The sequence below is a fragment of the Mycobacterium sp. PDNC021 genome (assembly GCF_048282635.1).
In the GTDB taxonomy this organism is placed as follows: domain Bacteria; phylum Actinomycetota; class Actinomycetes; order Mycobacteriales; family Mycobacteriaceae; genus Mycobacterium; species Mycobacterium llatzerense.
The window spans coordinates 2,461,945-2,479,835 of the sequence record NZ_CP182502.1 but is presented as its reverse complement, the minus strand read 5'-3'; the positions used below and the strand labels follow the sequence as shown (position 1 = coordinate 2,479,835).

At 67.4% G+C, this 17,891-nt stretch carries 23 protein-coding genes; 12 read left to right on the top strand and 11 right to left on the bottom strand.

Annotated elements, in window-relative coordinates; genetic code table 11:
* The first annotated feature begins 13 nt into the window (after positions 1-13).
* The 5 genes from ACNO8X_RS11700 (at position 14) to ACNO8X_RS11680 (ending at position 5,830) form a co-directional block, all read left to right on the top strand.
* The gene (locus tag ACNO8X_RS11700; protein ID WP_418005405.1) at positions 14-649 is read left to right on the top strand and encodes an acid phosphatase; all 636 of its coding nucleotides are present in this window, start codon (positions 14-16) and stop codon (positions 647-649) included.
* A gap of 35 nt (positions 650-684) precedes the next feature.
* The gene (locus tag ACNO8X_RS11695; protein WP_418005871.1) at positions 685-1,731 is read left to right on the top strand and encodes an isochorismate synthase; all 1,047 of its coding nucleotides are present in this window, start codon (positions 685-687) and stop codon (positions 1,729-1,731) included.
* A gap of 13 nt (positions 1,732-1,744) precedes the next feature.
* Complete coding sequence (locus tag ACNO8X_RS11690) at positions 1,745-2,236, top strand: GNAT family N-acetyltransferase (protein WP_418005404.1); 492 nt, start codon at positions 1,745-1,747, stop codon at positions 2,234-2,236.
* Between the two features lie 70 nt (positions 2,237-2,306).
* A complete protein-coding gene (locus tag ACNO8X_RS11685; protein WP_418005403.1) occupies positions 2,307-4,433 on the top strand; it encodes an adenylate/guanylate cyclase domain-containing protein in 2,127 nt (708 codons plus the stop codon).
* A complete protein-coding gene (locus ACNO8X_RS11680) occupies positions 4,433-5,830 on the top strand; it encodes a mechanosensitive ion channel family protein (protein ID WP_418005870.1) in 1,398 nt (465 codons plus the stop codon). Before ACNO8X_RS11685 ends, ACNO8X_RS11680 begins: the two co-directional genes overlap by 1 nt.
* A 5-nt stretch (positions 5,831-5,835) precedes the next feature.
* Here ACNO8X_RS11680 and ACNO8X_RS11675 read toward each other — a convergent pair whose 3' ends face one another.
* Both ACNO8X_RS11675 and aroQ read right to left on the bottom strand, forming a co-directional pair.
* The gene (locus tag ACNO8X_RS11675) at positions 5,836-6,225 is read right to left on the bottom strand and encodes a hypothetical protein (RefSeq protein ID WP_418005402.1); all 390 of its coding nucleotides are present in this window, start codon (positions 6,223-6,225) and stop codon (positions 5,836-5,838) included.
* Positions 6,222-6,665 (bottom strand): type II 3-dehydroquinate dehydratase, encoded by a 444-nt coding sequence (gene aroQ / locus ACNO8X_RS11670; RefSeq protein ID WP_043392452.1) that lies wholly within the window; start codon positions 6,663-6,665, stop codon positions 6,222-6,224. Before aroQ ends, ACNO8X_RS11675 begins: the two co-directional genes overlap by 4 nt.
* A gap of 78 nt (positions 6,666-6,743) precedes the next feature.
* Between aroQ and ACNO8X_RS11665 the strand changes: the two genes are divergently transcribed.
* From ACNO8X_RS11665 to whiB1, 3 genes are all read left to right on the top strand, one after another.
* Positions 6,744-7,100, top strand: coding sequence for a YchJ family protein (locus ACNO8X_RS11665; RefSeq protein ID WP_418005869.1), 357 nt, complete (start codon positions 6,744-6,746; stop codon positions 7,098-7,100).
* An 81-nt stretch (positions 7,101-7,181) separates the two neighbouring features.
* Positions 7,182-8,141 carry a diacylglycerol/lipid kinase family protein gene (locus ACNO8X_RS11660; protein WP_418005401.1) on the top strand — a complete coding sequence of 320 codons (960 nt, stop codon included), beginning with the start codon at positions 7,182-7,184 and terminating at the stop codon, positions 8,139-8,141.
* A gap of 250 nt (positions 8,142-8,391) precedes the next feature.
* The gene (gene whiB1, locus ACNO8X_RS11655; protein WP_043392449.1) at positions 8,392-8,646 is read left to right on the top strand and encodes a transcriptional regulator WhiB1; all 255 of its coding nucleotides are present in this window, start codon (positions 8,392-8,394) and stop codon (positions 8,644-8,646) included.
* A 181-nt stretch (positions 8,647-8,827) separates the two neighbouring features.
* Here whiB1 and ACNO8X_RS11650 read toward each other — a convergent pair whose 3' ends face one another.
* Together ACNO8X_RS11650 and ACNO8X_RS11645 are read right to left on the bottom strand one after the other, a co-directional pair.
* On the bottom strand, positions 8,828-10,321 hold the full coding sequence (locus ACNO8X_RS11650; protein WP_418005400.1) for a sensor histidine kinase: 1,494 nt from the start codon (positions 10,319-10,321) through the stop codon (positions 8,828-8,830).
* 25 nt (positions 10,322-10,346) lie between these two features.
* Positions 10,347-10,562, bottom strand: a complete 216-nt coding sequence (locus ACNO8X_RS11645; RefSeq protein ID WP_043392924.1) for a biotin/lipoyl-binding carrier protein — start codon at positions 10,560-10,562, stop codon at positions 10,347-10,349.
* Between the two features lie 137 nt (positions 10,563-10,699).
* On the opposite strand from ACNO8X_RS11645, the gene ACNO8X_RS11640 reads away from it, so the two are divergent.
* On the top strand, positions 10,700-10,774 hold the full coding sequence (locus tag ACNO8X_RS11640) for a 50S ribosomal protein bL37 (protein ID WP_085976028.1): 75 nt from the start codon (positions 10,700-10,702) through the stop codon (positions 10,772-10,774).
* A gap of 79 nt (positions 10,775-10,853) precedes the next feature.
* On the opposite strand, the gene rsrA is transcribed toward ACNO8X_RS11640, so the two are convergent.
* Together rsrA and ACNO8X_RS11630 are read right to left on the bottom strand one after the other, a co-directional pair.
* Complete coding sequence (rsrA, locus tag ACNO8X_RS11635; RefSeq protein WP_260939969.1) at positions 10,854-11,165, bottom strand: mycothiol system anti-sigma-R factor; 312 nt, start codon at positions 11,163-11,165, stop codon at positions 10,854-10,856.
* A complete protein-coding gene (locus tag ACNO8X_RS11630) occupies positions 11,165-11,821 on the bottom strand; it encodes a sigma-70 family RNA polymerase sigma factor (protein WP_260940106.1) in 657 nt (218 codons plus the stop codon). The genes rsrA and ACNO8X_RS11630 overlap by 1 nt, the downstream gene beginning before the upstream one ends.
* Before the next feature lie 210 nt (positions 11,822-12,031).
* On the opposite strand from ACNO8X_RS11630, the gene ACNO8X_RS11625 reads away from it, so the two are divergent.
* Positions 12,032-12,523 carry an aminoacyl-tRNA deacylase gene (locus ACNO8X_RS11625; RefSeq protein WP_418005399.1) on the top strand — a complete coding sequence of 164 codons (492 nt, stop codon included), beginning with the start codon at positions 12,032-12,034 and terminating at the stop codon, positions 12,521-12,523.
* A gap of 23 nt (positions 12,524-12,546) precedes the next feature.
* Positions 12,547-13,395, top strand: a complete 849-nt coding sequence (locus ACNO8X_RS11620; protein WP_418005398.1) for an SDR family oxidoreductase — start codon at positions 12,547-12,549, stop codon at positions 13,393-13,395.
* A 24-nt stretch (positions 13,396-13,419) separates the two neighbouring features.
* Here ACNO8X_RS11620 and ACNO8X_RS11615 read toward each other — a convergent pair whose 3' ends face one another.
* Genes ACNO8X_RS11615 through ACNO8X_RS11605 form a run of 3 tightly spaced genes read right to left on the bottom strand, consistent with a single transcriptional unit; the run spans position 13,420 to position 14,779 of the window.
* Positions 13,420-13,665, bottom strand: a complete 246-nt coding sequence (locus tag ACNO8X_RS11615; RefSeq protein WP_418005397.1) for a hypothetical protein — start codon at positions 13,663-13,665, stop codon at positions 13,420-13,422.
* Positions 13,665-14,549, bottom strand: a complete 885-nt coding sequence (locus tag ACNO8X_RS11610; protein ID WP_418005396.1) for an oxygenase MpaB family protein — start codon at positions 14,547-14,549, stop codon at positions 13,665-13,667. The genes ACNO8X_RS11615 and ACNO8X_RS11610 overlap by 1 nt, the downstream gene beginning before the upstream one ends.
* Positions 14,546-14,779: a hypothetical protein gene (locus tag ACNO8X_RS11605; RefSeq protein ID WP_418005395.1), complete on the bottom strand. Its 234-nt coding sequence runs from the start codon at positions 14,777-14,779 to the stop codon at positions 14,546-14,548. The genes ACNO8X_RS11610 and ACNO8X_RS11605 overlap by 4 nt, the downstream gene beginning before the upstream one ends.
* Positions 14,780-14,845: 66 nt before the next feature.
* On the opposite strand from ACNO8X_RS11605, the gene ACNO8X_RS11600 reads away from it, so the two are divergent.
* Positions 14,846-15,604, top strand: coding sequence for a class I SAM-dependent methyltransferase (locus tag ACNO8X_RS11600; protein WP_418005394.1), 759 nt, complete (start codon positions 14,846-14,848; stop codon positions 15,602-15,604).
* A 15-nt stretch (positions 15,605-15,619) separates the two neighbouring features.
* On the opposite strand, the gene ACNO8X_RS11595 is transcribed toward ACNO8X_RS11600, so the two are convergent.
* Both ACNO8X_RS11595 and ACNO8X_RS11590 read right to left on the bottom strand, forming a co-directional pair.
* Positions 15,620-17,089, bottom strand: a complete 1,470-nt coding sequence (locus ACNO8X_RS11595; protein ID WP_418005393.1) for a methyltransferase — start codon at positions 17,087-17,089, stop codon at positions 15,620-15,622.
* Complete coding sequence (locus ACNO8X_RS11590; RefSeq protein ID WP_418005392.1) at positions 17,086-17,886, bottom strand: SOS response-associated peptidase; 801 nt, start codon at positions 17,884-17,886, stop codon at positions 17,086-17,088. The genes ACNO8X_RS11595 and ACNO8X_RS11590 overlap by 4 nt, the downstream gene beginning before the upstream one ends.
* Positions 17,887-17,891 lie beyond the last annotated feature (5 nt).

Genomic DNA, 17,891 nt, shown 5'->3' with positions numbered 1-17,891 from the left:
CAGAATCTCGGGCGTGAATGTTGCCGTCGACCCGCCAGGTGAGCTGCTGACACACCGGCTCTTGCTGCTTCGCCACGGGCAGACCGAATGGTCGCGCAGCGGCCGGCACACCGGACGCACCGACCTGGGGCTGACCGACGAAGGCCGGCAGCAGGCCCGCAGCGCCGCCTCGGCACTGGCCGAGCTGAAGCTCGACGATCCGCTGGTGATCAGCAGCCCGCGCCAACGCGCCGTGGTCACCGCCGAACTGGCCGGGCTGGACGTCGCCGAGACCACCGAACTACTGGCCGAGTGGGACTACGGCGACTACGAGGGCCTCACCACCCCGCAGATTCGCGATCAGGTCCCCGACTGGCTGGTGTGGACGCACGGCTGCCCCGGCGGCGAGAGCCTGGCCGACGTCAGCGCCCGCGCCGACCGTGCCGTGGCGCTGGCCCTGGAACACCTGGCGACGCGCGACGTCGTGTTCATCGGGCACGGTCACTTCTCGCGTGCGGTGATGACCCGCTGGATGGAGCTTCCGATCACGGACGGCATCCGGATCTCCATGGCGGCGGCCTCGATCTCGGTGTGCGGCTTCGAGCACGGCGTGCGCCAGCTCGTCGCGCTCGGTCTGACCGGCCACCCCAACCCGTGCCTGCCCGAGTGAACCCGGTCTTTGTACTGGCGGGTCCCGATGGGGTCATGCTGGCCGAGGGGCCTGCCGAGGCGTTCTCGGATCTGGACGACGCCCGGCAGGCGCTGGCCGACGACGACGTGCCGATTCTGGTGGGCGCCTTGCCCTTTGACCTGGATTCCCCGGCCGCGTTGATGGCGCCGGCCGCCGTCACCTATGCCGATGCCCTGCCCTTCACCGCCGACCGGCTGCCGGCGGTCCGGATCGCGGCCAGCCTGCCGTCGCCCGATGAGCACCGGGCCCGGGTGGCCGCCGCGGTGCAGGCCCTGCGCGATCCGTCGACAGGCCTGCACAAGGTGGTGCTGGCCCGGGCGCTGCAATTGGTCGCCGAGGACGCGCTGGATCCGTATGCGGTGCTGGCCCGTCTCACCGAAGATCGTAGCGCCACAGCATTTTTCACCGATCTCAGCGCAGCCGGTCCGCCATACTCCGGCACCGCGCTGCTCGGCGCGAGCCCGGAACTGTTGGTGGCCCGCCGCGGCGACATGGTGACGTGCAAGCCGTTCGCCGGGTCGGCGCCGCGGTCCCCCGACCCGGAGACCGACGCCGCCAACGGCGCCGCGCTCGCGGCGTCGGCCAAGAACCGGCATGAGCATCAGCTGGTGGTCGACATCATGCGCGAGGCGCTCGAACCGCTGTGCAGTGAACTCGACATCGCCGCCGAGCCACAGGTCAGCGCCACCACGGCCGTCTGGCATCTGAGCACACCCATCGTGGGACGTCTGCGCGAACCCTCCACCACCGCACTGGATTTGGCCATCGCGCTGCACCCGACACCGGCGGTCGGCGGGGTCCCCACCGCGGCGGCGGCCCGGCTGATCACCGAGTTGGAGGGCGACCGCGGTTTCTACGCCGGCGCGGTCGGCTGGTGCGACAGTGCCGGCGACGGCCGGTGGGTGGTGTCGATCCGGTGCGGCCAGCTGGCCGCGGACCGGCTGTCCATCGATGCCCGCGCCGGCGGCGGTATCGTCGCCGAGTCCGACCCCGATGACGAAGTCACCGAGACCACAACAAAATTCAGGACGATGCTGACAGCACTGGGGATAGCGCAATGACAGGACTCCACAAATGACAACGATCATCCGCCCAGTCCAACCGGGCGACGAAGTCGAGATCACCGCGATGATCCACGAACTGGCCGCCTTCGAGAAGGCCGCCGACCAGTGCACGGTGACCGCGGAGCAGATTCGGACCGCGTTGTTCGGCGGCGCCGAGTCCGGGCAAGCCGCCGTTTCGGGTCATTTCGTCGAGGTCGACGGCCGGCCGGCGGCGTTCGCCCTGTGGTTCCTGAACTTCTCCACGTGGGACGGCGTCTCCGGCATCTACCTCGAAGATCTGTTCGTGCGCCCCGACTTCCGACGCCGCGGCCTGGCCCGCAAGCTCCTGTCGACGCTGGCGGCCGAATGCGTCGAGCGCGGCTACTCCCGGCTGCAGTGGGCGGTGCTGAACTGGAACGTCAATGCCATCGCCCTGTACGACGAGGTCGGCGGCAAGCCGCAGACCGAGTGGACGACCTACCGGGTGTCGGGCCCCGAGTTGTCGACACTCGCCCAGGGCTGACCTGTCGAACACCGGGGTCCACCTGCGATTCCGGTGTTAATCTGCGCCCGGGTCAACCGGAGGGACGGCAATGCGATTCCAGCGTCGGCAACTGCTGTCCCGGGTGAGCATCCAGTCGAAGCTCGTGGTGATGCTGGTGCTGTGCACCATCGTGGCAGCGACCGTGGTCGGCGTCATCGGGTTCTGGGCCGGCCGCGCCTCGCTGCGGGACTCGGTCTTGAACCGACTCACCGAACTTCGGCAGTCCCAGTCCCGCGAGCTCAAGGATCAGCTGACTGATCTGAGGAACTCGATGATCATCTACGCGCGCGGCACCCACACCCAGGCCGCGCTGGCGGAGTTCACCGCGGGCTTCGACGCGCTGGCGGACAAGCCCATCAGTCCGGCGCAGTCGCAGTCGATCAACGACTACTACACAAACACTTTCCTCAACCAGGTGCAGCAGTCCAGCGGCGCCAAGCTGAACGTCGATCAACTGCTCCCGCGGGAGAACCCGCAGCGGTATCTGCAGGCGAACTACACCGCCCTTCGGAAGGATGACGACACCGCGATCAAGGTCGACGATGCCCACGACGGCAGCACCTGGTCGGCGGCCAATGCCCGGTATCAAGACTTCTTCCGCCAGATCGTCACCCGATTCGAATTCCAGGACGCCATCCTGCTCGACAACCGCGGCAACATGGTCTACACCGCGTACAAGGACGTCGACCTGGGCACCAACATCCTGACCGGACCGTACAGCGGCTCCAAACTCCGTGGCGCGTACGAGAAAGCGATGTCCGCCAACTCCGTCGACTACGTCGGCATCACCGATTTCGAGGTGTACCAGCCGGCGGAGAACGAACCCACCGCCTGGATGGTCACGCCGATCGTGACCGCGGGACGCGCGATGGGCGTGCTGGCCCTGCAGTTCCCCGTCTCGAAGATCAACCGCCTGATGACGTTCGACAAGCGCTGGAACGAAGCCGGCCTGGGCAATACCGGCGAGGTCTTCCTGGTCGGACCCGACGATCTGATGCGTTCGGACTCCCGGATGTTCCTGCAGGATCCGCAGGTCTACAAGCGCGACGTCGTCGCGGCGGGCACGCCGGCCGACGTCGCCGCTCGGGCAATCCAATTGGGCGGCACCACCCTAGTACAGCCCGTGCCGCCGGACACCAACCGGCAGGCCCTGCGGGGTGAATCGGGAACCCGACTGGCCACCGACTATCTGGGCCACGAGGTGCTACTGGCCTACGCGCCCATCGTGATTCCCGACGCCGAACTGCACTGGACCATCATCGGCAAGATCGACACCTCGGAGGCCTTCCAGCGGGAGACCGCATTCACCAGGACCATGGTGTTGACGACCGTGGGGATCATCTTCGCCGTCTGCATCGCGGCGATGTTCCTCGCCCAGCTTTTCGTCCGGCCGCTCCGGCGGCTCGAAGCAGGCGCGCAGCGGATCAGCGCGGGCGACTACGACGTCACCGTCCCCGTCGAGACGCGAGACGAAATCGGCGAATTGACAGAGGCTTTCAACGAGATGAGCCGAAGCCTGACCGTCAAGGAAGAGCTCCTCGTCGAGCAGCGCAAGGAGAACGCAAAGCTCCTGGCGCTGCTGATGCCCGAACCGGTCGCCGAGCGCTACCAGCAGGGCGAGGAGATCGTCGCCGAGGAGCACCAGAACGTCACGGTGATCTTCACCGAGATCATGGGGCTGGACCGGCTGCAGGCGCAGCTGACGTCACAGGGGTCGCTCGCGGTCGTCAACGAGATCGAGCGCCAATTCGACGCCGCCGCAGACAGTCTCGGCATCGAGCGCGGCCGCCCGATCCGCAACGGCTACCTGGGCAGCTGCGGTCTCAACGTACCGAGACTGGACAACGTCCGGCGGACCGTCGACTTCGCCCTGGAATGCGAACGGATCATCGACCGGTTCAACAGTGAAACGGGCAACCACCTGAGCCTGCGGGCCGGCATCGACACGGGCACCGTCAGTAGTGGCCTCGGCGGTCAGCACTCGGTGGTCTACGACATGTGGGGCGCGGCGGTCAACGTCGCGTACCAGGTCAAGAGCGGTTCACCGCAACCGGGAATCGACGTCACCGACCGGGTGTATCAGGCGCTGCAGGCCACCATGACCTTCACGTCCGTCGGCACGATATCGGTTGACGGACAGGACGAGCCGATCTGGCGACTGGTGGAACCGAGGTGATCGCCGACGTGTTCACCTCGGCCTGGTTCTACTGGGCCGTTGGCATCGCAATCGGATTGCCGATCGGGCTGGTCGCGCTCACCGAATGGCAGCACGCGCTGCGCCGCAGGCAGAGCTTCCTGCTCCGGCCGGTGACCGTATTGCGCAACTACCTGCTGCCGATCGGCGCACTGCTGCTCCTGCTGACCGAGGCCCGACAGGTCCCGGCGGGATCCACCTCGGTGCGCACCGTCGCAACGCTTTTCGCGTTCGTCGTGCTGGTCCTGCTACTGTCCGGAGTGAACGCCGCACTGTTCCAGGGCGCCCCGGCCGGGACCTGGCGCAAGCGGGTGCCGACGATCTTCGTCGACGTCGCCCGGTTCGTGCTCATCGCGGTCGGGCTCGCGGTGATCTTCTCGTACATCTGGGGCGCGAACGTCCGTGGCCTGTTCACCGCGCTGGGGATCACCTCGATCGTCATCGGCCTGACGCTGCAGAACTCGGTGGGCCAGATCATCTCGGGCCTACTGATGTTGTTCGAGCAGCCGTTTCAGATCGGCGACTGGCTGGATACCACCGCCGCACGGGGGCGGGTGGTCGAAGTCAACTGGCGCGCAGTACATCTGGAGACCGGCTCCGGGTTGCGGATCACGCCGAACTCGGTCCTGGCCGGGGCGTCGTTCACCAATCTGAGCCGGCCGGCGAGCGCGCATTCGATCACCGTGACCACGATCTTCTCGCTCGACGACCCACCGAACCAGGTGTGCGCGATGCTGACCCGGCTGGCCGGCGACCTACCGATGCGGCGCCGGGAAGGCACCGCGTCGGCAACGCCCGCGGGAGGACTCGAGTATCAGACCACCATTCCGCTGCACTCCCCCGCCGACGACGGCGAGGCGAAAACACTCTTCCTGCAATGGGTCTGGTACGCCTCCCGGCGGATGGGCCTGCACCTGGACGAAGCCGAAGACCAGTTCTCGACGCCCGAACGACTCGCGGACGCCGTCAGCCGGGTCATCACGCCGACGTTGCAGCTGAGCGCCGAGCAGCAGACCGACCTGGCCCCGGCCGCAACGTTGGAACGCTACGCAATCGGCGAGACGATCCAGCGCGCCGGCGAGGTGCCGGAGGGGATGAGATTCATCGTGTCCGGTCGCATCCAGCTGACCACCGGCACCGCGGACGAGCCGGGCGCGGTGATCGGAATCCTCGACGAGGGCGGCTATCTCGGTCAGAGCACGCTGACGCGCCAGCCGGTCATCGGCAGCGCGCAGGCGCTCGACGAAGTGACCCTGGTGCACGTCGAACGAGACTGCATCGAGACGGTGGTGCAGCGAAATCCGGTGCTGCTACAGGAATTCGGTCGTGTCATCGAAGACCGCCGGGCCCACGCCCAGCGCGCGCTGAGCGCCGACTGAAACCTTCAGTCCTGCTTCGAGATCCAGTGCACGGTCGACGGGCTGAACAACAACCCGAGCGCGACGATCGCCACCAGCCCGACGACGATGGCGTACTGCAACTGGCCGGACTGGAAGACGTACCACGCAACTCCCAGCAGCAGCAGATTGGCGAACACGCCGATGCCGCGGCCCCAGCGTCGCCCGGTGATCAGCGCCCAGCCGCCGGCAAGCACACCACCGCAGATGCACACCAGCCAGAGCGCGTTGCCGTATCCGCTGACGATGTGCTGATCGGCGCCGGCCAGCCCGCGCACCACGTACACCGCTGCCCCGATCAAACCGAGCACACCTTCGGCGGCCACCAGGAACCCGGCCCGGCGGACGGCCGGCGGATGGATGGTCGGATCACTCACCGCGACAACCGATCTGCCAGGTACCGCACCGCCAACTCGTAGCCGATGGGTCCCGCGCCGGCGATCACGGTCTCGGCCACCGCCGACACGTAGGAGTGGTGCCGGAAAGCCTCGCGCTTGTGGATGTTGCTCAAATGCACTTCGGCAACCGGCAATTCGGCCGCGGTGAGTGCGTCCGCGATGGCCACCGACGTGTGGCTGTAGGCGGCCGGGTTGATCACGATGCCGACGCAGTCGGTGCGCGCCGCCTGAATCGCGTCGACCAGTTCACCTTCGTGGTTGCTCTGCACCGCACGCACGGAGAAGCCGAGCTGCGCCGCCAGGTCGGTGACGGCCTGTTCGATCTGCGCCAGGGTGGTCGAGCCGTAGATTTCCGGCTGGCGAGTCCCCAACAGATTCAGGTTGGGCCCGTTGACGAGGAGCAGGCGGCGATCGGTCACCTACCCACGGTACCGGCTGCGAACAGGCAGAATTGTCCGGTGCCGACCAACAGCCAACCGTGTCGCTGCGATACCGGGATGGAGTACGCCGCCTGCTGTGGCCCGCTGCATCGCGGCGAGCGGCCCGCCACTACCGCAGCCGCGCTGATGCGTTCGCGGTTCACCGCGTTCGCCCTCGGCGACGTCGATTACCTGCTGGCGACGTGGCATCCGAGCACCCGCCCGGCAGACCTCGATCTCGACGACGCGGTGCTCTGGCGCCGGCTGCAGATCGTCGACACCGAGGCCGGCGGCGAACACGATCCGACCGGCGTGGTGCAGTTCCGCGCCCAGTACGTGCGCGACGGCGGCCGGCACATCCTGCATGAGCGCAGCCGCTTCACCCGCGACCGCGACGGCCGATGGCTGTACGTCGACGGCGATTTCGTGGACTAGCGCCACCGGCCCGCCGCCCACCGTCCCGGCCGCCGGGCGATCGAGTTGCCGACGGTCGTGGCGCAGATAGGCTCGGGACCCGTGCGTGCCGTGCTGATCGTGAATCCGAACGCGACCTCGACAACCCCGGCAGGCCGGGACCTACTGGCCCATGCGCTGGAAAGCCGCGTCGACCTGACCGTCGCCCATACCGACCACCGGGGCCACGCCATCGAGATCGGGCACCAGGCCGCCGCTGACGGCACCGATGTGGTGATCGTGCACGGCGGCGACGGCACGGTGAACGAGGTGGTCAACGGCATCTTGGGGCATGCCAACGGCGTGCCGGGGGCGTCCAGCACCGCCGTCGGCGTGGTGCCGGGCGGCTCGGCGAACGTCTTCGCCAGGGCCCTCGGCATCAGCCCGGACCCGCTGCAGGCGACCAATCAGCTCGTCGACCAGCTGAGCGAATACCGCCGGGGCGTGCCCTGGCGGCGGATCGGGTTGATGGACTGCGGCGACCGCTGGTCGGTGTTCACCGCCGGCTTGGGGCTCGACGGTGAGGTGGTGGCTGCCGTCGAGGCGCAGCGGGCCAAGGGCCGCAAGGTGACCGCGTCGCGGTACATCCGGGTGGCGATCCGTGAGGCCGTCGGCAGCGCCCGGAAACCCCCGCGGTTGACGTTGCACCTACCGGACCACGAGCCGATCTCCGGCGTGCACTTCGCTTTCGTCTCGAACGCCAGCCCGTGGACCTACGCCAACAGCCGTCCGGTCTGGACGAACCCCACGACGACGTTCGAGACCGGACTGGGCGTCTTCGCAACCACCAGCATGGGCATCGGGGCCAACCTTCGATTGCTGCGACGGATGCTGTCGCGCACACCACAGATCGAGGGGCCGCATCTGATCCGCGACGACGATCTGCCCTGGCTGCGGGTGACAAGTGACACACCTGTCGCGTGCCAGATCGATGGGGATTTCGTTGGCCTGCGCGAAAGTGTGACGTTCACCGCGGTCCCGGAGGCGCTCAACGTGGTCGCGCCCTCAGCAAAAGCTCAGTGACCAGCGATCTTGATTACAGTTTGCCAAATTTAGGGCGCAGGTGGCCCTAGTGTAGTACAACTGGTTTAGGGGCCTGCCAACCCGGGTCCGCAGTGACATTGCCCACGAGTTAACGCGTCGCTATTGACATCTGTCCAGCCTGTGAAAACATCAGATGCAACAGTGCAGAAACATTTCGTGTGCACCAGTTAACAGCCGAAGTGAAAAAACCTTGCGCGCTTTGCTGCGCGCCCAGTGAGGAGTGTTGACCATGGATTGGCGCCACAAGGCGGTCTGTCGGGACGAGGATCCGGAACTGTTCTTCCCCGTGGGAAACAGCGGCCCGGCCATCGCCCAGATCGCTGACGCGAAGCTCGTGTGCAACCGCTGCCCGGTGACCACCGAGTGCCTGAGCTGGGCACTGGAGTCCGGCCAGGACGCCGGCGTCTGGGGCGGCATGAGCGAAGACGAGCGTCGCGCGCTGAAGCGCCGCAACGCGCGCACCAAGGCGCGCACCGGCGTCTAGCCATCACGGCATTCAAAAATGACCCCGGCGGATTCGCCGGGGTCATTTTTTGTGCCGAGCAGCCAGGCCGAGTGGCCGGCTACCGCACGGAAATCACGCAAGGGCGTGCCACAAGTGGCCACTGAGCGGGACGCTCAGCGTGCCCACGCGCGAAATATATTGTGCGACTCGGCCTCTCGGCCTAGTACGCGGCTCGGCCGCGGCGGCCGATCGGCACGCGCAGCACCACATCGGTACCGCCGCCCGGCGCGGCTTCCATCGCCAGCGTGCCGTCCAGCACCGACGACACCTGCGTCTGCACGATCTGCAGCCCCAGCCGGTCCGAGTTCTCGAGGGTGAACCCATCGGGCAACCCGTGGCCGTCGTCGTGCACCACGACGTCGAGCCAGCGCGCAGACCGGTCGGACTTGATGGTCACGCTGCCCTGCTCGGTGGTCGGATCGAAAGCGTGCTCGATCGCGTTCTGCACCAGCTCGGTGATGACCATGATCAGCGCATGCGCCCGGTCGGCGTCCAGCACGCCCAGATCGCCCTCCCGGCGCACCCGGATCGGTGCGCCCAGCGACGCCAGGTCGTTCATCATCGGCAGGATGCGGTCGATCACCTCATCGAGGTTGACCTCCTCGTCCACCGAGAGCGACAGCGCGTCGTGCACCAGCGCGATCGACGACACCCGGCGCACCGAATCCAGCAGCGCCTCGCGCGCCTCGGCATTGTTCATCCGGCGGGACTGCAACCGCAGCAGCGCCGCCACCGTCTGCAGGTTGTTCTTCACGCGGTGGTGAATCTCCCGGATCGTGGCGTCCTTGGACAGCAGCGCACGGTCCCGGCGCTTGATCTCGGTGACGTCGCGGACCAGAACCGCCGCCCCGACGGCCTGACCTCCCACGGACAGCGGGATGGTCCGCAGCAGCACCGCGGCACCGCCGGCGTCGATCTCCATGCGCATGCTGGAGCCGCCCGCCAGTAGGTCGCGGACGTGGTTCGCCAGCTCCTGCGCGTCGAAGGGATCGGAGATGAGCGGACGGGTGACGCTGATCAGGTTCTGGCCGTCGAGCTCGGTGGCCAGCCCCATCCGGTGATATGCCGAGATGGCGTTGGGGCTGGCGAAGGCCACCACCCCGTCGACGTCGAGCCGGATCAAGCCGTCGCCGACGCGGGGACTGGACCTCGACATCGGCACATCGCCGACGTTCGGGAACGTTCCCTCGGCCAGCATGCGGAGCAGGTCCCGGGCGCAGTCCAGATAGGCCCGCTCGAGCGGCGCCACCTTGCGACGGTCGGCAAGTGCGGTCTGGTGGGTGAGCACCGCCACCACGTCGTTGCCGTAGCGGACCGGCACGGCCTCCAGGTTCAGCCGCGAATCACCTTGTGCCGCAGTGTTTTCCTTGCCGCGACCGATGAGACCGGTCTCGAAGGCCGCCGAGACGGCCGGCATGTCCGCAGCGGAATTGATGGTCCCGACCGCGTCGGTGAACAGCACCGTCAGCGCGGTGTTCGGCCGAATCTGGGCGACGCACACGAGCGCACCGTCATCGCGACGGACCCACATGAGGTAATCGGCGAACGACAAGTCGGCGAGCAACTGCCATTCTCCGACCACGGCATGCAGGTGGTCGACGGCATTGCCGGGTAGGACAGTGTGCTCGGCGAGCAGATCACCGAGGGTGGACATGGCGCGCTATCCGGTAGGGGGTCACCTAGCCGATGACGGCAATCAGATCGCCGGCCTGGATGACGTCGCCGACGGCCACGTTGACGGAAGTCACCGTGCCGCCAACCTCGGCCAGCACCGGAATCTCCATCTTCATCGACTCGAGGAGCACCACCGTGTCGCCCTCACCGATCTGGTCGCCCTCGCGAACCACGACCTCGAGCACACTGGCCACGATTTCAGCGCGAACGTCCTCGGCCATCTTCACCCCACTCGTCTCCGTGTCTTTGCGCAGGCGGTGCCTGCGGCCTCTATTGCACCACAGCACCACGGTTTGCAATTGGGTGGCGTGGCCGTGCGACACTGTAGGGCGAGCAATCGAACCTTTGGAGGACCATCATGGCCAAGCGTGGCCGCAAGAAGCGTGACCGTAAGCACTCGAAGGCGAACCACGGTCGGCGTCCCAACGCCTGACCTGCGGCCTTCCTGACCGCCCGGCTCCGTAACGGAACCGGGCGGTTTTCGTCTGTCCGGAAGCGCCCAGAACGGGCGTTCAGCCGCGAACGATGGTGGTGCGGCTGATCTCGAGCTTGAGCCTGGCACGGAGGCCCTCAGGGGCCTTCTCGCCGCTGCACTTGGTGGCGATCAATGCCTTCACCCGCTCCTCCACGCCGTACTGACGCAGGCAGGTGGGGCATTCCTCCAAGTGGAACCGCAGCTTGTCGCGCGTCTCCGTGGTGCATTCCCCGTCGAGCAGGGTCCATACCTCGGCGATCACCGCGGCGCATTCGGGATGATCAGGGTCGATCGGGCCGAGCGGCGGCTCGAACGTGTGCCCGTCGGGACGGGTGAACTCCTCGCCCATCAGGACACCTCCTGGGTGTCGAGGCTCTCGCCACGGAGGAATCCTCGGTCCCGGGCGACGCCGCTCAACAGTTCACGCAGCTGCTTGCGACCACGGTGCAGGCGGGACATCACCGTCCCGATCGGGGTATCCATGATTTCGGCGATCTCCTTGTACGGGAAGCCCTCGACGTCGGCGTAGTACACCGCCATCCGGAACTCCTCCGGCAGCGCTTGCAGCGCCGCCTTGATTTCAGTGTCCGGCAGCGCCTCGAGCGCCTCAACCTCGGCCGAACGCAGACCGGTCGACGAGTGCTCGGCGTTGGCCGCCAGCTGCCAGTCGGTGATCTCGTCGGTCGGGTATTCAGCCGGCTGCCGTTGCTTCTTGCGGTAGCTGTTGATGTACGTGTTGGTCATGATCCGGTACAGCCACGCTTTGAGGTTGGTGCCCTCGCGGAACGAATGGAAGGCCGAATAGGCCTTGACCATGGTTTCCTGCACCAAATCCTCGGCGTCCGCGGGATTGCGCGTCATGCGCAGCGCGCCGCCGTAGAGCTGATCCAGCAGCGGAATCGCGTCGCGCTCGAAGCGCGCCGTCAGTTCCGCATCGCTCTCGTGCGCCTGTCCCCCGGACTCATGCTCCGTCACTGCGGAACCCAGTCCGTCGATGTCGGTCATCGTGGTCGAGACCGTCCCTTCTGTCGCGGCGCCACGCAACAGGTCCGGCAACTCGACCGGACGTTCCAGACATGCCGTTGGCACCTGTGTCCCCTTCCGTCCGATCCTAGAGGCTGCGACCGACAAGTTCGCCAGCCATTAATTGACCATGCTGACGGGAGTAACAGCGCCGCACCGTGCACTTGTTCCCGGCCTCTAGGCTTGCCAGCCATGGCGAGCGCGGCAACCCCGGCGATCAAAGCCCTGCAGGCCGCCGGAATCAGCTACGAAATTCGACAGTTCCGGCACGACCCGCGGGCGACGTCGTTCGGCGACGAGGCCGTCGACGAACTCGCGGCAGAAGGGTTCGTCGCGGCGCAGATTTTCAAGACGCTGGTGCTGGCGGTCCCCGGCGGCCTGGCCGTCGCGGTGCTGCCGGTGCCCGACAAGCTGTCGTTCAAGGCCGCGGCGGCGGCGCTCGGCGTGCCGAAGGCGGAGATGGCCGAGCAGGCAGCGGCACAACGCACCACGGGATACGTCGTGGGCGGCATTTCCCCACTGGGACAACGCAAGTCGTTGCCGACGGTCGTCGACGAGTCGGCGCTGGGCTGGGACCGGGTGCTGTGCAGTGCGGGCAAGCGCGGGCTGGACATCGTGCTGGCCCCGGCCGACCTGGTGGCCGCCACGTCAGCGGTGACCGCCGAGATATGTACTCCGCGGTAACTCCGACGGCATAGGGTGTGCGCATGACACTGTCCGGGAAGACCATGTTCATCTCCGGTGCCAGCCGTGGCATCGGTTTGGCCATCGCGAAGAAGTTCGCGGCCGACGGCGCCAATGTCGCGCTGCTCGCCAAGACCGCCGAGCCCCATCCCAAGCTCGACGGCACCGTCTACACGGCGGCCAAGGAGATCGAAGAGGCCGGCGGCCAGGCGCTGCCGATCGTCGGCGACGTCCGCGACCCCGACTCGGTCAGCGCCGCGGTGGCCCAGGCCGTCGAGCAGTTCGGCGCCATCGACATCTGCGTCAACAACGCCTCGGCCATCAACCTCGGCTCCATCGAGGAAGTGCCGATGAAGCGCTTCGACCTGATGAACGGCATCCAGATCCGCGGCACCTACGCCGTCTCGCAGGCCTGTATCCCCCACATGAAGGGCCGCGAGAACCCGCACATCCTGACCCTGTCGCCACCGATCCGGATGGAATCCGAGTGGCTGAAGCCGACCGCCTACATGATGGCGAAGTACGGAATGACGTTGTGCGCGTTGGGCATCGCCGAGGAGATGCGCGAGGCCGGTATCGCCTCGAACACCCTGTGGCCGCGCACCCTGGTCGCCACCGCAGCGGTGCAGAACCTGCTCGGCGGTGACGAGGCGATGGCCAAGGCCCGCCGCCCCGAGGTGTACTCCGACGCCGCCTACGCCATCTTCAACAAGCCGGCCCGCGAATACACCGGGCAGAGCCTGCTGTGCGAGGACGTGCTGCTGGAATCCGGCGTCACCGACCTGTCGGTGTACAACTGCACCCCCAACGCCGACCTCGGCGTCGATCTCTGGGTCGATACCCCCAACCCGCCGGGATACACCGGCCCGTAGTCCGGGCGGCCGATCTGCCCGGCGCTAATCAGCCGCCGGGCAGATCTCCACACCCGTGACCATCGGCGGCCACGCCACCGTCACCTCCACGAGTGCGGCCAGCGGTGCGATCGCCGGAAACGCGCGGTCCCACTGCTTCTGCACCTGTTCCACCGCATGCGGGTGCATAAACGTCCACGCCATCCCCACCAGCAGGTAGGGCAGCGCCAGCCACAGCAGGAACTCGGCCATCGCGCCGACGCTGACCCGTCGGCTGAGCAACCGGCGCATCAGATCAACTCCCCATCGCGGCGAATCTGCCTGCGCACGTAGGCCAACAGCACGTAGCTGCCGGCCTGCCGGATGAACAGCGGCAGGAACCGGTTGACGAAAGCGACCAGCCGGAACAGCGTTTCGAACAGATACTGACGGCCGCCGCCCCACGACATGCCCATCGCGTCCCGGAAGACCGGCGCCAGGAAACCTGCGGTCAGGAACGCCAACAGGGGCCGAAACGGCAGGGCCAGAACGGGATTGATCATCCGCAACCGCACCAGTTCGGTGAGGTACCCACGGACGGTGTCATCGATGGCCACCTTGGCGCAGGCCGTGGTCCAGTAATCGTCGAACTCGGCGCGGCCGGCGGGCCACTGGTCGTCGGTGACCTGCAACGTGGTGCCCAGCGGCGCGGCGGACCGGTAGAACTGCTCGGCCAGCTCAGGTGTCAGCTCGCCGCGCAGCAGTTGATAGACGTCCTCCATGCCGACGAACAGGCACGCGGCGACCCACATCTGCAGATCGCGGTCGAAAGCGTTGTAGCGCACCGGGCTGTCCGGGCCGGACTGCACCTGGCGGTGCGCCGAGTCGACGGCCTTGCGCATGGCCGCACGGTCCTCGTCAGTACCGAGGATGGCCACCGCCAGGTACTGAAATGTGGTGCGGGCCCGCTTCCACGGATGCTTGAGCAGGTTCCCCGAATCGACCTTGCTCTCCACCACGCCGTACCCGACACCCGGCCACGACAACTGCATGATGACGTTGGCTGCGCTGGCCGCCGCACCCCAGAAATCGGCGGCATCGGCGATGGTCACCGGGTACTCGTCCCACCGTGCGGTGCGGCGCCGAATCTGGATGCGGCAGTCCGCGAGGGCCAATGCCGGGGTTTCGCCGGTCATGGCAGGCACATGCTCGTCAGCAGCAACATCGGCCAGAACACCACGGTTCGCACGAAGACCAGCACCCGGTCCACGCCGTGCGCCGCCTCGAACGAGCCGGAGTGGGTAACCGCCCACAGCACGCCGAGCACCAGATAGGGCGCCGCCAGCATGGCGGCGGTGCCCAGCCACTCGGCGATCGTCATCTCGAAACTGAAAATGCCGCGAGCGGGCTCGTCGTTGTCGGTCATGTTGATTTCACCGTAACCCGCATGGCAACAGCCGGAAAGCCGCTTCGGGAGGCCTACAGTGGCCACATGTCGACCTGGTCAGTCGGACGGTACGAGGCCGTCGCCGAATTCATCGCGCCCATCGCCACCGCGGTCGTCGCCGCGGTGTCCGCCGGGCCCGGCACCGTGCTGGTCGATCTGGCCTGCGGGACCGGCAACGCGTCGCTGCACGCCGCCGAACTCGGCGCCCAGGTCACCGGTATCGACATCACCCCCGAGCTGCTGGCCATCGCCGCCGCCAAACCCGGCGGCGACGCGGTCCGTTGGGTGGCTGCCGACGCCTCCGCAACCGGTTTGCCCGACGCCGCTTTCGACGCGGCGGTGTCGAACATGGGAGTCATCTTCGTCGAGCCGGCCGCCATGGTCGCGGAGCTGGCCCGGCTGCTCAAACCCGGTGGCGCCCTCGGATTTTCGACGTGGGTAAAGGCCGTCGACAATCCGTTCTTCACCCCGGTTATCGAAGTGCTTGGCCAGCCGGAACCAGGCCCGTACTCCCCCGACCAGTGGGGCCTTTCCGAGCTGGTACACGAGCGACTGGATGCCGACTTCGCCGACGTAACCATCGAAAACCGCGTGCTCATTTGGCAATTCGGTTCCGTCGCCGACGCGGTGCGGTTCGTCACCGATGAATCGCCCATGCACGTCACAACCCTGACCTACCTGGACGACGCCACCCGCACCCGGCTCGTCGACGCATTCGCCGCGGCGTTCACGGCCCACGAATCACCCGACGGGACGGTCGCTTTCGACGCGCCGTACGCGGTGATCACGGCGCATCGCCGTTGAGGGCTGCCGCTGAACTCAGTTGGCCTGGTAGAGGATTCCGCGGCCGATCGCTTCACGGATTTCCGGCAGCGCCGCCTCGGCAAGAGCGTCGGCGTCAACACCGTGATGGGTGGCCAGCAGCCCGATGAGCGTGCCCAACGGCACCTCGCCCCGGCACCCGGCCAGCAGGGCCGTCAGCACTTCGTCCACACCGAGCACGGCACCCGGACCGCCGGGACGACGGACCGCACAACCGATCTCCTGCCAGCCGTCCGGTCCGGGCAGCGAATGCTGCTCCAGCAGCACCGGCGCGGTGGAGAGGCGGGCAGCGAGCAGCTCGTCGTCCGAGGTGTCGCGCAGGTAGGCCCGGCGCGCGAAGAACGCTTCCACCTCGATGCCGGTGATGGGTTCGTCGGTGATCTCCTCGAGGATCTGTTCGGGTTCCTCGCCGGGGCGCGGCACGCGCAGCGAGATCAGACCCATGCCGATTCCGGTGATGCCTTCGGCGTCGAACCAGTCCAGCCAGTCCGCCCCGCGCTGCGCGATCTGTTCCGCGGACTCGCCGGCGTCGGCCAGCCACAACGACACATAGCTGACCGGGTCGGCGAGTTCGCGCTGCACCACCCAAGCGTGCAACCCGGTGCCGGCCAGCCAGTCCTGCACCCGGGTCCGCCAGTCATCTTCCCGGACAATCCAATTGGCCATGATCTGGGCAGTTCCGCCAGGGGTCAGGTAACTGCCGACGTTCTCGATGATGGTGCGGCACAACCCATCTCCGGCGACGCCCGAATCGCGGTAGATGTAGTCCTGAGCGCCCGCGCCCACCACGAAGGGCGGGTTGGACACGATGAGGTCGAAGCGCTCCCCCGCCACTGGGTCGAAGAGACTGCCGGGCCGTAGATCCCAGGACATCCCGTTGAGCCCGGCGGTGGCCTGCGCCAGCGCCAGCGCGCGCGGGTTGGTGTCGGTGCCCACGATGTCGGCGCAGTGGACGTTCAGATGTAGCGCCTGGATGCCGCAGCCGGTGCCCAGGTCGAGTGCCCGCTGTACCGGGGTCCGAATCACGGCCCGCGCCAACGACATCGACGCGCCCCCGATACCGAGGACATGCTCGTGCTCCACGGGTCCCCCACGGAGGGCGGCGTCCTGATCGGAGACGACGTAGAAGTCGCGTTCCCCGTCTGAGTGCGGACGAATGTCGAGGGCAGCCCGGACGGTGTCCGTCACCTCCAGCACGCCGGCTGCCGCCAGCTCGGCCAGGCGGGTCGACGGGAACGCGGCCTGCACCTGCTCGGCCGGTTCGTCGGTGCCGAGCAGGAACAGCCGGATCAGCGTGGCCAGCCGGCCGCCGGCCGCGGTGGCACGCAGCGCCGGCCACCACGCACCCCGGCCGAGGGCCGCATTGGCGTCGTCACCGAGCAGTTCGGCCACCCCGTCGGTGGTGTACCCGGCAGAGCGCAGGTCAGTGCCGAGAGCTTCCACGAGCAAGGGATCCAGGGCGGTCAAAACAGCGTTCCTTCGGGTTCTGAGTCGGCGGGCTCGATCAGTTCCGGGCCATTGTTGCGAATGCTGTTGACCAACTTGGACACCTCCCGGGTGACGATCCGGTCCAGGTCGCCGTGCCCGCGCAGCAGCCCTTCGTCGATGGGCGCGTCGGGGTCCAGCCAGCGGTCCCAATCGCCGGCGCTGATGGTCAGCGGCATGCGGTCGTGGATGCCGGCCAGCGGCCCGACCGACTCCGTCGTGATGATGGTGCAGCTGACCAGTGGCGCGTCCTCCCGGGATGCCCCGGCCGGCCGCCACGTCGTCCAGAGTCCCGCCATGAACAACAGGTCGTCGTCGGCAGCGTGCATGTAGAACGGCGTCTTCGTGGCCTTCTTGCCCTCGGCCGCGGGGTTGGGCCGCCATTCGTACCAGCCATCCATCGGGATGAGGCAGCGCTTCGATTTCGCCGAACCGCGGAACGCCGGTGACGTGGTCAGCGTCTCGGCGCGCGCGTTGATCAACAGCGGTCCCTTGGTGTCGGGCGAACCATCGGCCGTGGTCTTGACCCACGGCGGGATCAGGCCCCAGCGCATCGACCGGACCCGCCGGGTGGGCTCGTCGTCGGGCTCGGAATGCCGCCGCACGACGCTGCTGATGGTCGTGGTGGGCGCCACGTTGTAGTTGGCCGAAGGCAGGGTGCTGCCCTGCTCACCGCCGTCTTTCGCCGGTTCGGACACCTTGGCGGCGCTCTCATCCAATGCCTGGATTTTCGCCGCCAGCAGCGCCGGGTCGGTGGTGACTGCAAATCGCCCGCACATACCAG

Coding starts and splice junctions, on each gene's coding strand:
- ACNO8X_RS11695 (WP_418005871.1), top strand. CDS start 685: ATGCTGGCCGAGGGGCCTGCCGAGGCGTTCTCGGATCTGGACGACGCC.
- ACNO8X_RS11690 (WP_418005404.1), top strand. CDS start 1,745: ATGACAACGATCATCCGCCCAGTCCAACCGGGCGACGAAGTCGAGATC.
- ACNO8X_RS11685 (WP_418005403.1), top strand. CDS start 2,307: ATGCGATTCCAGCGTCGGCAACTGCTGTCCCGGGTGAGCATCCAGTCG.
- ACNO8X_RS11665 (WP_418005869.1), top strand. CDS start 6,744: ATGGAGTACGCCGCCTGCTGTGGCCCGCTGCATCGCGGCGAGCGGCCC.
- whiB1 (WP_043392449.1), top strand. CDS start 8,392: ATGGATTGGCGCCACAAGGCGGTCTGTCGGGACGAGGATCCGGAACTG.
- ACNO8X_RS11650 (WP_418005400.1), bottom strand. CDS start 10,321: ATGTCCACCCTCGGTGATCTGCTCGCCGAGCACACTGTCCTACCCGGC.
- ACNO8X_RS11645 (WP_043392924.1), bottom strand. CDS start 10,562: ATGGCCGAGGACGTTCGCGCTGAAATCGTGGCCAGTGTGCTCGAGGTC.
- rsrA (WP_260939969.1), bottom strand. CDS start 11,165: ATGGGCGAGGAGTTCACCCGTCCCGACGGGCACACGTTCGAGCCGCCG.
- ACNO8X_RS11630 (WP_260940106.1), bottom strand. CDS start 11,821: ATGACCGACATCGACGGACTGGGTTCCGCAGTGACGGAGCATGAGTCC.
- ACNO8X_RS11625 (WP_418005399.1), top strand. CDS start 12,032: ATGGCGAGCGCGGCAACCCCGGCGATCAAAGCCCTGCAGGCCGCCGGA.
- ACNO8X_RS11620 (WP_418005398.1), top strand. CDS start 12,547: ATGACACTGTCCGGGAAGACCATGTTCATCTCCGGTGCCAGCCGTGGC.
- ACNO8X_RS11615 (WP_418005397.1), bottom strand. CDS start 13,665: ATGCGCCGGTTGCTCAGCCGACGGGTCAGCGTCGGCGCGATGGCCGAG.
- ACNO8X_RS11610 (WP_418005396.1), bottom strand. CDS start 14,549: ATGACCGGCGAAACCCCGGCATTGGCCCTCGCGGACTGCCGCATCCAG.
- ACNO8X_RS11605 (WP_418005395.1), bottom strand. CDS start 14,779: ATGACCGACAACGACGAGCCCGCTCGCGGCATTTTCAGTTTCGAGATG.
- ACNO8X_RS11600 (WP_418005394.1), top strand. CDS start 14,846: ATGTCGACCTGGTCAGTCGGACGGTACGAGGCCGTCGCCGAATTCATC.
- ACNO8X_RS11590 (WP_418005392.1), bottom strand. CDS start 17,886: ATGTGCGGGCGATTTGCAGTCACCACCGACCCGGCGCTGCTGGCGGCG.